This is a genomic window from Neisseria sp. 19428wB4_WF04 (assembly GCF_015235335.1).
GTDB lineage: Bacteria > Pseudomonadota > Gammaproteobacteria > Burkholderiales > Neisseriaceae > Neisseria > Neisseria musculi.
On record NZ_JADGLG010000008.1, the window covers coordinates 22,977 to 38,389 of the forward strand.

At 52.7% G+C, this 15,413-nt stretch carries 13 protein-coding genes; 6 read left to right on the top strand and 7 right to left on the bottom strand.

Going from position 1 to position 15,413, the window contains the following annotated elements:
* Positions 1–3: 3 nt before the first annotated feature.
* Complete coding sequence (gene nusA / locus IR141_RS03375) at positions 4–1,500, bottom strand: transcription termination factor NusA (RefSeq protein WP_135034267.1); 1,497 nt, start codon at positions 1,498–1,500, stop codon at positions 4–6.
* Between the two features lie 28 nt (positions 1,501–1,528).
* On the bottom strand, positions 1,529–1,960 hold the full coding sequence (gene rimP, locus IR141_RS03380; RefSeq protein ID WP_135034268.1) for a ribosome maturation factor RimP: 432 nt from the start codon (positions 1,958–1,960) through the stop codon (positions 1,529–1,531).
* 513 nt (positions 1,961–2,473) lie between these two features.
* On the opposite strand from rimP, the gene IR141_RS03385 reads away from it, so the two are divergent.
* Positions 2,474–3,823 carry a DEAD/DEAH box helicase gene (locus IR141_RS03385; RefSeq protein WP_135034269.1) on the top strand — a complete coding sequence of 450 codons (1,350 nt, stop codon included), beginning with the start codon at positions 2,474–2,476 and terminating at the stop codon, positions 3,821–3,823.
* A gap of 312 nt (positions 3,824–4,135) precedes the next feature.
* Here the strand turns inward: IR141_RS03385 and IR141_RS03390 are convergent, their stop codons facing one another.
* From IR141_RS03390 to IR141_RS03405, 4 genes are all read right to left on the bottom strand, one after another.
* Complete coding sequence (locus IR141_RS03390) at positions 4,136–5,107, bottom strand: cation diffusion facilitator family transporter (RefSeq protein ID WP_135034270.1); 972 nt, start codon at positions 5,105–5,107, stop codon at positions 4,136–4,138.
* A 253-nt stretch (positions 5,108–5,360) separates the two neighbouring features.
* Positions 5,361–6,794 (bottom strand): NAD-dependent succinate-semialdehyde dehydrogenase, encoded by a 1,434-nt coding sequence (locus IR141_RS03395; RefSeq protein WP_135034271.1) that lies wholly within the window; start codon positions 6,792–6,794, stop codon positions 5,361–5,363.
* A gap of 687 nt (positions 6,795–7,481) precedes the next feature.
* Entirely contained in the window at positions 7,482–9,485 is a 2,004-nt protein-coding gene (ftsH, locus tag IR141_RS03400; RefSeq protein WP_135034272.1) for an ATP-dependent zinc metalloprotease FtsH, read from the bottom strand.
* Between the two features lie 63 nt (positions 9,486–9,548).
* On the bottom strand, positions 9,549–10,169 hold the full coding sequence (locus tag IR141_RS03405) for an RlmE family RNA methyltransferase (RefSeq protein WP_135034273.1): 621 nt from the start codon (positions 10,167–10,169) through the stop codon (positions 9,549–9,551).
* A gap of 111 nt (positions 10,170–10,280) precedes the next feature.
* Here IR141_RS03405 and yhbY point away from each other — a divergent pair, with 111 nt between their 5' ends.
* Complete coding sequence (gene yhbY / locus IR141_RS03410) at positions 10,281–10,562, top strand: ribosome assembly RNA-binding protein YhbY (protein ID WP_135034274.1); 282 nt, start codon at positions 10,281–10,283, stop codon at positions 10,560–10,562.
* A 114-nt stretch (positions 10,563–10,676) separates the two neighbouring features.
* On the opposite strand, the gene IR141_RS03415 is transcribed toward yhbY, so the two are convergent.
* A complete protein-coding gene (locus IR141_RS03415; RefSeq protein ID WP_368665547.1) occupies positions 10,677–11,123 on the bottom strand; it encodes a DUF4149 domain-containing protein in 447 nt (148 codons plus the stop codon).
* A gap of 155 nt (positions 11,124–11,278) precedes the next feature.
* On the opposite strand from IR141_RS03415, the gene IR141_RS03420 reads away from it, so the two are divergent.
* From IR141_RS03420 to IR141_RS03435, 4 genes are all read left to right on the top strand, one after another.
* A complete protein-coding gene (locus tag IR141_RS03420; RefSeq protein WP_135034275.1) occupies positions 11,279–12,853 on the top strand; it encodes a YdgA family protein in 1,575 nt (524 codons plus the stop codon).
* A 199-nt stretch (positions 12,854–13,052) separates the two neighbouring features.
* Entirely contained in the window at positions 13,053–13,568 is a 516-nt protein-coding gene (locus tag IR141_RS03425; RefSeq protein ID WP_256359852.1) for a TetR/AcrR family transcriptional regulator, read from the top strand.
* A gap of 312 nt (positions 13,569–13,880) precedes the next feature.
* Positions 13,881–14,654: an SDR family oxidoreductase gene (locus IR141_RS03430; RefSeq protein WP_135034277.1), complete on the top strand. Its 774-nt coding sequence runs from the start codon at positions 13,881–13,883 to the stop codon at positions 14,652–14,654.
* A 24-nt stretch (positions 14,655–14,678) separates the two neighbouring features.
* Entirely contained in the window at positions 14,679–15,329 is a 651-nt protein-coding gene (locus IR141_RS03435) for an NAD(P)H-binding protein (protein WP_135034278.1), read from the top strand.
* Positions 15,330–15,413: the final 84 nt, after the last annotated feature.

Sequence of the window (15,413 nt, forward strand, 5' to 3'; positions counted from 1 at the left end):
CCCTCAGTTTTCTTCGGCAAACCAGTGTTCGCGGGCAGCCATAATCACTTGCTTGGCTTCTTCTTCGCTCACGCCGGTGATTTCGATCAATTCATCAACGGCCAGTTCTGCCAACTCATCTCGTGTGGTGATGCCCGCCTGCGCAAGATCGCGCAACATTTCTTGATCGATACCTTCGAGATTGCGCATATCTTCATCGATATCATCGAGTTTTTCTTCTGATGCAATGGCCAGCGTGAGAATGGCATCGCGTGCACGGTTGCGCAACGCTTCTACGATAGCTTCGTCAAAACCTTCTATTTCCAACAGTTCGGCGGCAGGCACATAAGCCACCTCTTCCAGCGTGGCGAAGCCTTCCTGAAGCAGCACTTCGGCAGTTTCTTCGTCTACATTCAGATGCTCGGTAAACAGCCTGCGGATGGCTTCATCCTCGGCCGCATTGCGTTCCTCCGCTTCTGCCACAGTCATGATATTCAGCTGCCAGCCGGTCAGATCCGCTGCCAAACGCACGTTTTGACCGCCGCGGCCTATGGCCGGCGCCAATTGGTCTTCCGCCACCACCACATCAACGGCGTGTTTGTCTTCATCAATCAAAATGCGGGTTACTTCGGCCGGCGACAGGGCGTTGATAACGAACTGTGCGGTTTCGGGAGACCACAAAACCACATCGATACGCTCCCCGGCCAGTTCATTGGTTACGGCGTTCACGCGCGAACCGCGTACACCGATACAGGTTCCTTGCGGGTCGATGCGTTGGTCATTGGCCTTCACTGCGATTTTGGCACGGTGCCCGGGATCGCGGGACGCTTCTTTGATTTCAAGCAGGCCGTCTTCAATTTCCGGCACTTCCATTGCAAACAGTTTTACCAGAAAATCACGCGAAGTGCGGCTCAGAATCACCTGTTTACGGCCGGAACTGCCGATTTCGTCCACTCTCAGAAACAGCGCACGCACACGGTCGCCGTTGCGGAAATTTTCACGCGGAATCATTTGGTCGCGCGGCAGCAATGCATCGAGCCTACCGATTTCGATAATGGTTCCGTGGCGTTCCACACGCTTCACAATCCCCATTACAATATCTTCTTTACGTGCCAAAAATTCCTCGAGAATCTGCTCGCGTTCGGCATCACGGATGCGTTGCAGGATAATCTGCTTGGCGGTTTGCGCGGCTTGGCGGCCGAAACCTTCGTTTTCAAGCTGCTCTTCGTAATATTCGCCGATTTGGATGGCGGTTCCGGGAATCTCTTCCTGGATTTCTTCGATGGTCTTCTCCACATCGGGATAGGTGTAGTCTTCATCGGCCACAATCAGCCAACGGCGGAAAGTTTTGTATTCTCCAGTGTCGCGGTTGATTTCTACGCGCACATCCATATGTTCGCGGCCGGTTTTTTTCTTGGCAGCAGTACTCAGTGCAAACTCCAGCGCATTAAACACTACTTCGGGATCTACGTTTTTCTCACTGGCCAATGCTTCGGCCAGCAGCAACATCTCACGACTCATTTTCTTAACTCTCCGTAAAACGATATTTTTAAAATTTGAATTCCGGGCGCAAGCGGGCTTTGTCGATATTATCCAGCCCGATTTCGACAGTTTTTCCTTCGAAGGAAATGCGCACGGTATTGTTTTCACAGGCCTCGATACAGCCGATAAAGTTTTTTTGGCCGTTTATCGGCAGACGCGTTTTGACTTTGACCTGCCCTCCGGCAAAACGCACAAAGTCGGCAGCTTTTTTCAACGGACGGTCAAGGCCGGGGCTGGAGATTTCCAAGCGTTTGTAATCAATATCTTCCACCATAAACAGGCGGCTCAAATGATTGCTCACTGTAGCGCAGTCTTCCACGGTAACGCCGCCCTCTTTATCGATAAACACGCGCAAATCACCTTGCGCAGTCAATTCGAAATCCACCAACTCGTAACCCAAACCGGGCAGGGTTTTATCGAGAATAGTTTGAATATCCATAACACTCCAAAAACAAAAAATGGCCGTGGGGCCATTTTTCCTGAAAACTGAAAAATTTTCTTATTATAACCGTTTCATCTTCAAAAGCAAAGAGAAGATGCTGATTGTCAGAGTTTTCAAACCCATAACAAATTTTTAAAATACCACCCTGCCCACAACAACCGGAATCGCTTTCCGATAACCGTGTTTTTTTGCCCTGTTTCCGCTACAGCCCGTATGTCAAATATTTGACTTGACCAATCAACACAGCTTCTATATAATCGTTCGACTAAATTTTATTTGAAGCCATCGTCTTCAGCCAACTTCCACTCTTTCGGGCTTTATTTTTTTAAAGCTTTCTGATTTGCTTCGTTTGCAGGCATATTTGCAGGTTGTTGCCGATGCTAACCACAAGCCACAGTGCTTGCAACAACCTTTCGTACATCTTTTCTTTAAGTAAATACGTTACCCCATGCTTCAGGCCGTCTGAAAATGTTTTAGACGGAATGTGTTGTTGTTTCTTTCCGGAAAACCATGTCTGTAAAATTTACCGACTTAAATCTCGATAAAAACATTTTATCCGCCCTATCGAGCGCGGGTTACGAATCGCCAACCCCAGTGCAGGCGCAGTCTGTTCCCTATGCTTTGGAGGGGCGCGACATCATGGCCTCGGCCCAAACCGGCTCCGGCAAAACCGCCGCCTTTCTGCTGCCCACCCTGCAACGGCTCACCCGCCGCAGCGACAAGCCCGGCAAAGGCCCGCGCGCATTGGTGCTCACGCCCACGCGCGAATTGGCGGCACAGGTAGAAAAAAACGCGCTCACTTATGCCCAAAATATGAAGTGGTTCCGCACAGTGAGCATTGTGGGCGGTTCTTCGTTCGGTTATCAAATCCGCGCCCTTTCCAAACCCATCGATTTGATTGTGGCCACTCCCGGCCGTCTGATGGATTTGATGGACAGCGGCAAAGTGGATTTCAGCCGCCTCGAAGTGCTGGTTCTTGATGAGGCCGACCGTATGCTGGATATGGGTTTTATCGAAGACATCGAAACCATTGTGGCCGCCACCCCCGAAAGCCGCCAAACGCTGCTGTTTTCCGCCACTTGGGACGGCGTAGTGGGCAGGCTGGCGCGCAAGCTCACTAAAAACCCCGAAGTGGTGGAAGTGGAGCGCGTGGATGAACAGGGAAAAATCGAAGAGCAACTTTTATATTGCGATGATATGCGCCATAAAAACCGCCTGCTCGATTATATTTTGCGCGATGCCAATATCGGCCAGGCGGTAATTTTCACATCCACCAAGGCCATGACCGAAACCCTGGCCGATGAATTATATGAAAAAGGCTTTGCCGCCAACTGTCTGCACGGCGATATGCCGCAAGGCTGGCGCAACCGTACGCTGATGGATTTGCGCCGGGGCCGCTGTAAAATCCTGGTGGCCACAGATGTGGCCGCGCGCGGCATCGATGTGCCCACCATCACCCATGTAATTAACTACGACCTGCCCAAGCAGGCCGAAGACTATGTACACCGCATCGGCCGCACCGGCCGCGCAGGCCGCACCGGTTTGGCATTGACGTTTGCCGAAGTAAGCGAATACGTGAAAGTGCATAAAATCGAAAAATATATTTCGCGCAAACTGCCCGAAACAACCATAGAAGGCCTGGAACCCACCCGCAAGCGCGCCAAAGGCGCCGGCAAACCCAAAGGCAAAGGCGGCTGGGGGGAGCGCAGATTCGGCGACAGAAATCCCGGTGAGAAAAAATTCGGCGGCAAAAAATACGGCGATAAAAAAACCGCAGCACACAAAGCCGGCGGCAGTACTTTCGGCGGTAAGAAAAAGCCTGCGGGCAGCGTGGGCAGAAGTCCGCGTCCTTCGCGCTGACGGCTGCCAATGCGGCGGTATGGCACGGCCGAGGCCTTGGAAAATACCTTAAGGCCGTCTGAAAGCTTTCAATACCGCCATTTCCGCTTAGGCGGAAATCCAGGTGAAAATATTTAAATGCCGATTAAAAAACATTTGGATGCCAAATATCCGAGCTCCCGCTCAAGTGGGAATGGCGGCAGATAAACTTCTTGTGATGTTTTTTAAAATTTTATAAAGCCTCCGGCCGTCTGAAAACTCAATAGCGCAACATCTGCATTGCTAAAGTTTTCAGACGGCCTTTGTTTTTTTGGAATGTAAGGTGCCTGCCGCTTAGTGTGGATGCCCGTGATGATGATGGTGAACACAGGGCTGCGCACCGCTTGCCGCAGCCGAGCAGCCGTGTTCTTCATGCCCGTGCTGCGGCGGCTCGGCCTGCACAGTAACATGGGCGATGCCGTGCCGCTGCACGGCGGATTCTACTGCCCGTGCAATCCGGTAAGCCTCGGCAACCTTTAAAGCCCCGTCAATCACAATATGGCATGAAAGTGCGTGTTGGCGGCTGGTGATTGTCCAAGCATGGATATCGTGCAGCCCTTGTATGCCTTCGATATTGAGAATATCGGCCGCCACTTGGTTCATATCGGTGCCGGCGGGCGTGCCTTCCATCAAAATATGCAGGCTGTTTCGGGTTACGCCCCAGCCGCTTTTGCCGATAAGCAACGCAATCAGCATACTGATTACCGAATCGGCCCATATCCAGCCGAATGAGAGCACCAATATACCTGCAATGATGGCTCCGATTGATCCGAGCAAATCCCCCAACACGTGCAGATAGGCGGCACGCATATTGATGTTGCCTTCGGTATCCGAATTTTTCAACATATACCAAGCCACCGCAACATTCACAGCCAAACCGAGTGCCGCCACCGCCAGCATCGAAGCGCCGGAAATTTCGTTCGGGCTGAGCAAACGCAGCACGGCTTCGATCACAATCCATGCGGCAATCAGCAGCAAAGTGATGCCGTTAACTGCTGCGGCGATGATTTCAAAACGCTGATAACCGAAACTGCGCTTGCTGTCGGCCGGCCGCTCGCCGAAGCGGAATGCTGCCAGCGACAAGGCGATGGCGGCCGCATCGGAAAACATATGCCCCGCATCGGAAAGCAGTGCCAAACTGTTGGCCAGCCAACCGGCAGCGGCCTCAACCAGCATAAACGAGCCGATCAGCAGCAGCGAAACCCGCAGCACTTGCTTATTGGCAGCATGGGAATGCGGGTGTGTATGATCATGATGGTCGGACATGAGGGGTTCTTCTTTAATAAACTATTGTGATGATACACATTTTTCAGTTTAGAGGCCGTCTGAAAGCACTTCCGGCCAACCTATATAGTGAGTTATTTTATTCTCGCCGCCGGACAGCAAGTTGCAGACGGCAAAGGCAGTGTCTTTAGCTCCAAATAGCGGTTTTTGGCCGATAAAGCAGCAACACCGGTTTTGTGTGGTTTGTGGTTTGTGGTTTGTGGTGCCGGCTCCCTTTTATCGAAAATATGTGCATTCACGCCAAATCCAGGCACAGATATTTTAATTCCAAATATTCATTCACGCCGTATTTGCTGCCTTCCCGCCCCAAGCCGCTCATTTTGATGCCCCCGAACGGCGCAACTTCATTGCTGATTAAGCCCGTGTTAATGCCGACCATACCGTATTCCAACGCTTCGCCCACCCGCCACTGGCGCGCGGTATCGCGGGTGAAAAAATAGCCGGCCAAACCGAATTCGGTATTATTGGCGGCAGCAACGGCTTCTTCTTCGCTGTCGAATTTAAACACCGGACACAACGGCCCGAAGGTTTCTTCGCAAGCCACCCGCATTCCGGCGGTTACATCGCGCAAAACGGTCGGTTCAAAAAAAGTTCCGCCTAAACTGCTGCGTTTGCCCCCGACCAAACATACTGCTCCTTTTTTCAGCGCATCGGCAATGTGTTCTTCCACTTTTTCTACCGCTTTTTCTTCAATCAGCGGGCCCTGGTTTACCCCGTCTTCCAAACCGTTTCCCAGCTTGAGTGCCGCCGTTTTTTCAGACAAACGCCGGCAGAATTCATCGTAAATTCCGGCCTGGACATATACGCGGTTGGTGCAGACACAGGTTTGCCCGCTGTTGCGGAATTTGCTGGCCAGCACACCTTCCACCGCTTTATCCAAATCGGCATCGTCAAATACCAGAAACGGCGCATTGCCGCCCAGCTCCAAGCTGAGTTTTTTGATTTGGGCGGCACTGTCGGCAAAAATCTTTGCGCCCACTTCGGTGGATCCGGTAAAACTGATTTTGCGTATGGTCTCATTGCGGGCAAACACGCCGCCGATTTCCGAAGCACTGCCGCTAACGATTGCAAACAAATCTTTTGGTATGCCCGCCCGATAAGCCAATGTTGCCAGCGCATAGGCCGAGAGCGGCGTGAGCGCGGCGGGTTTCACCAGCATGGCGCAGCCTGCCGCCAATGCAGGAGCAGCCTTGCGGGTAATCATCGCAGCGGGGAAGTTCCACGGTGTGATCGCGGCAGTTACCCCTATCGGCTGTTTGATCACCATAATTTTTTGGTTAGGCTTCACACCGGTGAGAATATCGCCATCGATACGGCGGGCCTCTTCGGCAAACCAGCGGATAAAGCTTGCGGCATAATCCATCTCTCCCCGCGATTCAGCCAAACTTTTGCCTTGCTCCATCGTTATCAACCGCGCCAGATTTTCTTTATTGTCCTTCAGTGACCGGTACCAGCACCACAAAATGTCGGCACGCTCCAATGCAGTTTTGGCCGCCCAACTTTTCTGCGCCGCAGCAGCACGCTCAATCAAAGCATCCAAAGCCCGAGCAGCGGTTTTTTTCACATAGGCCAACGTCTCTCCGGTGGCGGGATTGTTTACTTCAATGCCCTCTGCCAAAGCGCTGAGGCTGACATCTGAATGTTGCAGTAATTGCCCGATCATTTTCATCTTCACTTCCCTCAAACCATAGCCGTCAAAAAAAGGCCGGCAGGCCGGCGGCTGTTCCGTTTGGCAAAACTTCGACACCGCCGGAAAAGAGCCGTTTTTTTACTTTTCCGCCAATCGCCGCAACTTGTTTACATCCGCCCGACCTGATCCAAACCGTATAAAGAGCCGTCTGAAATGCAGCATGGTAAAAACTTCCCTCTACGCCGCCATTGTTTTCAGACAGCCGTGTCCGGTGTTTCCACCGATACCGCCCGGCATGGATAAGGTTTGCCTTTGATAACCGCATATTCGGCAACTCCGCTGTTTCCAACAAACCAACCGCATATCTCACCAAACTCTTTGGAAACCGCCGTCTGCTTGTTTACAGACCAACCCACCCCATCGTTTATCCCTTATTTGTGAAGACGGTATCCCACCATGAGCAGCCTTTAGATTCTGCAAACTGAAACGCACTTTTCAGAACGCACTTTTCAGACGGCCGAACCAACTTCCAAACCATCTCAATTCCCATATACTTAGCAAACAACAAGAATAAAACAAGGCACCGAACCGCAGACAGCAAAAATACGGCAAGGCCGGGCAGCAATGCTGTAGCACCCTATATTTACTTTGCTGCATTCAACATTTCCCGCACCTGCACAACGCATATAAAAAGCGGCCTTAACGACCGCTGTATTTAATTGGATTTTATACTTTATCTGCCGGATTGTGCATTTCTTGCGAAACGCCCGCTTCCGCTGCAATGGCTTGACCGGTTATCTTCTCTTCAGAAGCATGCCTGTTATTTTCAGCTTCTCCGGTACCGCTGTTTCCGGCCGGCGGCTGCGCCGCAGCATCGCCGTCCTTACGGATATTGTAGCTGTAATCTTTCGGCGGGCTGGGCTGCTTGCCATCCATGATTTCCAGTACTTGGTCGCGGTCGATGGTTTCCCATTCCATCAATGCTTTGCACATGGTTTCCATCTTATCGCGGTTTTCATCCAAGATTTTATAGGCCACGGCATATTGCTCGTCAAGAATGCGGCGGATTTCCGCATCCACCTCCCGCTGGGTTTTTTCGGAAATGTGCTGCGAACGGGTTACGCTGCGGCCGAGAAACACCTCGCCTTCGTTTTCGGCATAAACCATCTGCCCCATTTTGTCGCTCATACCGAAACGGGTAACCATTTCGCGGGCAATTTGGGTGGCGCGCTCGAAATCGTTGGAAGCACCGGTAGAAATGCGACCGACAAACAAATCTTCGGCAATACGACCGCCATACAAAATTGAAATCTGGCTCAACATTTGGTCTTTATACATGCTGATACGGTCGCGCTCGGGAAGCTGCCAAGTCAGCCCCAGCGCACGGCCGCGCGGCATAATGGTTACTTTGTGGACGGGATCCGTATATTCCAAACTTTCCGCCACAATGGCATGACCGGCCTCGTGGTAGGCAGTGGCACGCTTCTCATCTTCGTGCATCACCATCGAACGGCGCTCGGGGCCCATATAGATTTTGTCTTTTGCATCTTCAAAGTCGCTTTGATCGACTTTCACTTTATTGCGGCGGCCGGCAAACAGGGCTGCTTCGTTCACCAAGTTGGCCAAATCCGCACCCGAAAAACCCGGCGTGCCGCGTGCCAGCGAAACCAAATCCACCGATTCGTCAAGCGGCACCTTCTTGGCGTGTACTTTCAAAATCTGTTCCCGACCGCGGATATCGGGCAGCGGCACCACCACTTGGCGGTCGAAACGGCCGGGGCGCTGCAAAGCGGGGTCAAGCACATCCGGGCGGTTGGTAGCAGCAATCACAATCACAGTTTGGTTGCTTTCGAAACCGTCCATTTCAACCAACAATTGGTTAAGGGTTTGTTCGCGCTCATCGTTACCGCCGCCTAAACCGGCACCGCGCTGGCGGCCTACCGCATCGATTTCATCGATAAAGATGATACAGGGGGCATTTTTCTTGGCCTGTTCGAACATATCGCGCACGCGGCTGGCACCCACACCGACAAACATCTCCACGAAATCCGAGCCCGAGATGCTGAAAAACGGAACCTGTGCCTCACCGGCAATGGCTTTGGCCAGCAGGGTTTTACCCGTACCCGGGCTGCCTGCCAGCAGGATGCCGCGCGGCACACGTCCTCCCAGGCTCTGATAACGGTTGGGCGCCTTCAGATAATCAACGATTTCCTGAACTTCCTCTTTGGCCTCATCACAGCCTGCCACATCGGCAAAGGTTACTTTATTGGTGTCTTTGTCCAACAGTTTGGCGCGGCTTTTACCGAATGAAAATGCGCCGCCCTTACCGCCGCCGCCTGCCTGCATACGCATAAAATAAAACCATGCGCCGATTAAAAGCATCACTGGCAGCAGGCTGAACAGCAGGCTGGTGAGCATACTCGGTTTTTCTTCAGGCGTAACTTTTACACGCACTTTTTTATCCAACAGAGTCGGAACCAGCTTTTCATCTAACGGTGCATTGGTGAAAAATTCGGTTTTGTCCGTACGCGTGCCTTTAATCAGGTAGCCGCTGACCACCGAGCCTTCAATGTTCACATTGGCGATTTCGCCTTTGTTCACTTGTTCGATAAACTGCGAATATTCGATTTGCTGTTTGTTTTCTTTGCTGTCGCTGATTGCGTTGAACGCCATCAGCATGGCAACAATCAACACCAGCCAAACCAATACGTTTTTTAACATATTCCCCACTGAAACAGGCTCCATATAAGGGTCGAAAATAAAGACGGATTGTAAATCAGGCTATCCGCATTGTCAGCGTTTATTTTTGCCCAATAAATAAATCTCACTGGAACGATTGCGGGAGGCATTCGGTTTTCTGGTCTGCACCGAAGCAAACACTGCGCGCATGGACGCAGCATATTCTTGATACCCTGCTCCCTGAAACACTTTAACCAAAAAATTACCGCCGGTTTTCAAATGCTGGGCTGCAAAATCCAAAGCCAACCCGCACAAATCAAAACTGCGTGCCTGATCCGTTACGGCATTGCCCGACATATTGGGTGCCATATCGCAAATTACAAGATCCAGCGGGCGGCCTGCCAACAACTTTTCAAACTCGGCCAAAACCGCATCTTCACGAAAATCACCTTGGATAAACGATACGCCCTCTATCGCATCCATCGGTAAAATATCCAAAGCAAACACCTTTCCGCCACTGCCGGCCAGCTGCGCTGCCGCCTGCGACCAGCTGCCGGGTGCGCTGCCCAAATCGGCCAATACCATACCTGGGCGGATAAGTTTGTCTTTTTCATTGATTTCCAATAGTTTGTAAGCCGCGCGTGCGCGGTAGCCTTCCTTTTTCGCCAAGTGTACATAATGGTCGTTAACGTGTTCGTTAAGCCATGCTTTGGAAGATTTGGAACGCACAGACATACCGCAACCATGCAAAAATAAAACTGTTATTGTACGTTATTTTCCCCTTTAAAGCGCCGCTTCGCGTAGAATAACCCCTTTAACCGATTTTGATATTTGAAGCAGAAAAATATGGCCGACCCACTCACCACCCAAGAAATTTTAACGCTCAAAGCCCGTGCCCATCATTTAAATCCCGTTGTGATGGTAGGCCGGCACGGTCTGACCGAATCCGTTATCAAAGAAACCGACACGGCGCTGGCAGCGCACGAGCTGATTAAAGTGCGCATATCGGGAGACGACCGTGCCGAACGCACGGCTATTTGCCAGGCTCTGTGCGAAGCGGTAAACGCACAGTTGGTGCAGCATATCGGCAAACTGCTGGTTTTATGGCGCGAAAACACCGACAACTGAAAGCGCAAACCCACCAAATTCAAACAGGCCGTCTGAAAAACTTCTGCCTGCCCGGCTGTTACAGAAGCTTTTCAGACGGCCTATCCGATAACCTTTGGCAATCGGCAGACAATTCTAGCGCCATTCCATTTTAACCAAGCGCAACACCAAACCCAGCCCCAATACGCTGCACACCATATAAATAATGGTCGAAACGCCGTGCCACCTGCCGAACGAGCCGCCCAGCAACATTAACAGCCAGTTTGCCGTGCCTGTTTTATGCGCTTCGATCACAGGCGCAATCAAAAACTGGTTTACCGCCAGCAAAGCCAGCAGCAGCAAAATCCATTTTCCCGTATGCCTGCGCATATCATTTCGTTTTTGTTCCAACCTGCCGGTAAAATAAACCAGCAGCCAAACAAACAGACCGATATATGATGTTGCGGTGAACAAAATTCCTGCCAAGGCACCCGCCTGCATTCTTTCCAAATGCTGAAACAAAACGGGGGCAGCCAGATAGCCCACGCCCAACTGCAAGCCCAGCCATACTCCGGCCAACACACCGGACAATTTTTTCATCATCTGCTCCTTGCACCAAAATTCACGCACAATACCATTTTCCGCCCTTCCCCATCAAGCGCGGCAAAAACCTTTAGCCGTCTGAATGCCCTGCCCAATCAAAGACAGGCAGCGCAAAAAATGCTATGCTTTGCGCTTTGCGTTTGATTGTGCGATTCATGAAAAAGCTATTGATTTCCCTGTTGCTTGCCCTTGCGGCCGTATCGGCAGCCTTATTTGGCGCACTGCCCTACTATCTCGGCATCAAAGCCGAAGAGAGCCTGGCCGCCCAGCAACAACTCCTGTCGCAATCCGGCTTTCTCACCATCGAATCGCACCAATACCGGCGCGGCTGGTTCGGCGCAACCGAAACCACAGTCGTGCGGCTGAAACCCACATTGCTTCACAACACCGGGAAATACCTGCCCGACAACATAAAAACCGTTTTAAAAGAACCTGTTAAAATTATCAACCATATTCAGCACGGCCCGTTTGCCGGCAGTTTTACGCCCATACGCGCCCATGTGGAAACCGAATTCCAATACCACCCCGAAGCGGCCAAAGTGTTGGCGCGCTTTTTCGGCACTCAGGCACCCGTCAGCCTAACCAACACCGTTCATCTCAGCGGCAGCGGCAAGCTGTCTTTAACCGTGCCCGCATTCGATTATGAAGAGCTTTCGGGCATCAAACTGAATTGGCAGGGCTTGAGCGGCACCACCGCCTACCAACCCGGATTCGCCGCCTATAGCCACGATTACACCGCTCCCGCCCTGCTGGCCGAACTGGCCGGCAAAGGCAATATTGCACTGGAAAACCTGCGTATCCGTACCGAAACCACCGATGGCGGCAACCAATTGGCACTGGGCGGCAGCAGCTTCAAGCTGGATAAATTTTCTATGCACTGGAAAGAAGGTTTCGACTACCACATCAAAATCAATGAATTGGTCAATCTGATTACCGACTTGCAGATTGGCGCGTTTATCAACCCCACCGGCACCGTTGCCCCTTCCAAAATCGCCGTAGAAAAACTCAGTTTCGACACCCAAACCCGTGAAAACGGCGAATGGATCGACAGCGAAGGCCGCTTCCGCTTTGAAACCCTCGTTTACGGCGACACCCGCTACGGCCCGCTCGACATCAACGTAACTGCCGAACACCTGGATGCCAAAAGCCTTTTGGCCGTTAAAAACAAAATGGCCGAACTTTCGTCAAAAGAAATGAACGAAGAGCAGATTCAAAGCGAGCTGTTGAAAACCGCCCGCGACGAAGCCTCCGGCCTGTTTACCCGAAACCCCGTTCTAAACGTTAAAAACTTCACCTTCAAAACACCGCAGGGCACAATTGATGTGAAAGGCCGGCTGGGCTTCAACGGGCTCACCCAGGCCGATATGGACAATCTCAGCGCCATGCTCGATAAAACCCATGCCCGCTTCGATATGCAGGTGCCGCAAAAACTGCTCGAGCAGCTCGCCGTCAGCCAGGCCGGCAATATTTTCAGCGTGAATCCGGAAGACCTTGCCGAAGGCCGCGCCAGCTTGGAAGACATCAACGAAACTTTGCGCCTGATGGTGGAGAGCACCGTCAATTCCATGGCGGACGGGCAATATCTCACCATTGATGAAGGCAATATCAAAACCCTGCTTGAGCTGGATAACGGCCGTCTGAAACTCAACGGCAGAATATTCCAAACCGCACCCGAGCCGGAATTTACCGAAGCAGATATGCTGCCCGAAACCGCGGTTTCCGCGCCTTAGGATTACCCCTTTAAACACCATTGGTGCAACAGGCCGTCTGAAAGTTTTCAGACGGCCTGAGTTTTTCAAGCGGCACGTTTTTCAACCCTGGCACCCAAACGGCTTGGCACACCGTTTTTCTGCCATTTAATGACTAAACAGTCATTCATTATGAAGCAGAAATGGCCAGACCGTTAAGTGCAGAAAACACCAAACGCTGATACAAACAGCCATCGCGCTGATTGCCGAACAGGGATTGTCGGCCAGCACCGCCAACATCGCCAAACAGGCAGGCGTAGCCGGCGGAACCCTGTTCACCTATTTCGACAGCAAAGAAGCGCTGTTTAACCAGGCCTATTTAAGCATCAAAGCCGATATTGCTGCCGCCGTGTCAGGCAGCGGCAGTGGTGATTGGCAGCAGCAGATGCGGCAATGGTGGCATGCCTATACCGACTGGGGCCTGCGTCATCCGCGCGAGCGGGCAGCGGTGCGGCAATTGGAATCTTCGCTGTTGCTGACGCAGCAAACGCGGCAACAGGCGCGGGAAATGTTTGCCCCGATGTGGCAGATACTCGATGAAGCCGAGCGCTCGGGGCGGTTTTATCTGCCGTTGGATTTCACGGTGCCGATGATGGAAGGCATGGCGGAAACCGCCATCCAGCATCTGGCAGCGCCTTCCTTGCCCGGGCAGCAGGCCGCTTTTGAAATGATGTGGCGCGCACTGGTGAAACCGTAATGCTTTTTTCAGACGGCCTTTTCAGCAAACTCGGCCCATTTCCGCCACCCGGCAGGCCGCAGGCCGTGCAGAAAGCACGGAACCGCTGTTGCCGCTTGGGCGGCATGCCGAACCGTTCTCCGGATCAAAGCGCAGCCGCGCCGCAGGCGGGACGGAATAATACGGAGCCACCCTATTTCATTTCATCTTTTAAGGCAATCCAGAATAAAAACGGGGAGGCAGCCCAACCGCAGGCCGTGCCGTCTGCGCTTCACGGTGGAGCAACCCCGCACCGTTATTGTTTTACTTTATATTTTCAATAGGATATTCAACATGAAACACACCGCATTAATCACCGGCGCTTCCAACGGCATCGGTTTGGAGCTGGCCCGCATTCACGCCGAACGCGGCGGCGGTTTGGTTTTGGTGGCGCGCTCGCAAAACAAACTCGAACAGCTGGCGCAGGAATTGCGCACGCAATACGGCAGCAACGTTACCGTGATTGCGCAGGATTTGGCCGCACCGCAGGCCGCGCAGGCAGTATTTGCCCAAACCGAGCAGGCGGGCATTCAAGTGGATATTTTGATCAACAATGCCGGATTCGGCGGTCACGGCCGCTTTTTCGAGCGCGAATTGGCCAAAGAGCAGCAAATGATCCAACTTAATATCACCGCGCTCACCGAGCTGACCCATCTCTATCTGCAAGACATGGTGGCGCGGCGCAGCGGCAAAATCCTAAACGTTTCCTCCACCGCCTCGTTTATGCCCGGCCCCCTGCAGGCGGTGTATTACGCCAGCAAAGCCTATGTGACTTCGTTCAGCCAGGCGCTGGCCGAAGAAGTGCGCGAATTCGGCGTTACCGTTACCGCGCTGTGCCCCGGTGCGGTGGCAACGGGTTTCGTAGATGCCGGCGGTTTGCAGGATGTGGGCGCATGGAAAAACGCCAAATCGGCGCAATCAGTGGCCGAATACGGCTATCGGGCAATGGAAAAAGGCGAACTGGTGGCATTTAACGAAGGCAAACTGAAGTTTGCCTTGGAATGGATAATTCCGCTGCTGCCGCGCAAAACCGTGTTGAAAATGTCGCGCAAGGCAATGGAAAAGTAGTCTCAATAAAATAAAGGATTGACTATGCACGCCCTCATTATCGGCGCCACCGGCGCAACCGGCCGCGCGTTGTTGGATACCTTGCTGAACGATTCCGCCTTCGGGCGGGTCAGCATTTTCGTGCGCCGCCCCGTGGCCGTTGAGCACCCCAAACTTGCGGTTCATGTTATCGATTTCGCGCAAACCCGCATCTGGCAAGACAAAGTGCGCGGCAATGCGCTGTTTTCCTGCCTCGGCACCACCCTTAAAGACGCAGGCAGCAAAGAAGCGCAGTGGCAAATTGATTACGACTACCCATACCGGTTTGCACAAGCCGCCCAAGCCAACGGCGTGCCACAGTTGCTGCTGGTGTCTTCCGCCTACGCCAACCCCGCATCGAAAGGGTTTTACACCCGCATGAAAGGCAGGCTGGAGCAAGATATTACCGCGCTGGGTTTTGCCTCGCCCGGCATCTTCCGCCCGCCGAGCCTGGTGCGCCCGAACACCGACCGCACCGGCGAAAAAACCGCACTGTGGATATTGAACCGCTTAAACCGCATCGGCCTGTTGCACGCCATGCAGCCCATGCCCGTGGCAGAACTGGCGCAAGCCCTGGCAGCAGCCGCCAAACAGGCAGTACCGGGCGTGCGCATTTTGGAAACACAGGAAATCCGCGCTGCAGCCGACACGCGATAATACCCAAAACCGCCATAGCCTAGCGCCGTCAAAACACAAAGCCGTCTGAAAACAGAAACCTGCCCGAGTGCAAGATCCTCTGAA

Bases quoted from the DNA above. Each gene is read 5' to 3' on its own strand.
- IR141_RS03420 (WP_135034275.1), top strand. From the start codon at position 11,279: ATGAAAAAGCTATTGATTTCCCTGTTGCTTGCCCTTGCGGCCGTATCG.
- rimP (WP_135034268.1), bottom strand. From the start codon at position 1,960: ATGGATATTCAAACTATTCTCGATAAAACCCTGCCCGGTTTGGGTTAC.
- IR141_RS03415 (WP_368665547.1), bottom strand. From the start codon at position 11,123: ATGATGAAAAAATTGTCCGGTGTGTTGGCCGGAGTATGGCTGGGCTTG.
- IR141_RS03435 (WP_135034278.1), top strand. From the start codon at position 14,679: ATGCACGCCCTCATTATCGGCGCCACCGGCGCAACCGGCCGCGCGTTG.
- IR141_RS03395 (WP_135034271.1), bottom strand. From the start codon at position 6,794: ATGAAAATGATCGGGCAATTACTGCAACATTCAGATGTCAGCCTCAGC.
- IR141_RS03385 (WP_135034269.1), top strand. From the start codon at position 2,474: ATGTCTGTAAAATTTACCGACTTAAATCTCGATAAAAACATTTTATCC.
- IR141_RS03405 (WP_135034273.1), bottom strand. From the start codon at position 10,169: ATGTCTGTGCGTTCCAAATCTTCCAAAGCATGGCTTAACGAACACGTT.
- yhbY (WP_135034274.1), top strand. From the start codon at position 10,281: ATGGCCGACCCACTCACCACCCAAGAAATTTTAACGCTCAAAGCCCGT.
- nusA (WP_135034267.1), bottom strand. From the start codon at position 1,500: ATGAGTCGTGAGATGTTGCTGCTGGCCGAAGCATTGGCCAGTGAGAAA.
- IR141_RS03430 (WP_135034277.1), top strand. From the start codon at position 13,881: ATGAAACACACCGCATTAATCACCGGCGCTTCCAACGGCATCGGTTTG.
- IR141_RS03390 (WP_135034270.1), bottom strand. From the start codon at position 5,107: ATGTCCGACCATCATGATCATACACACCCGCATTCCCATGCTGCCAAT.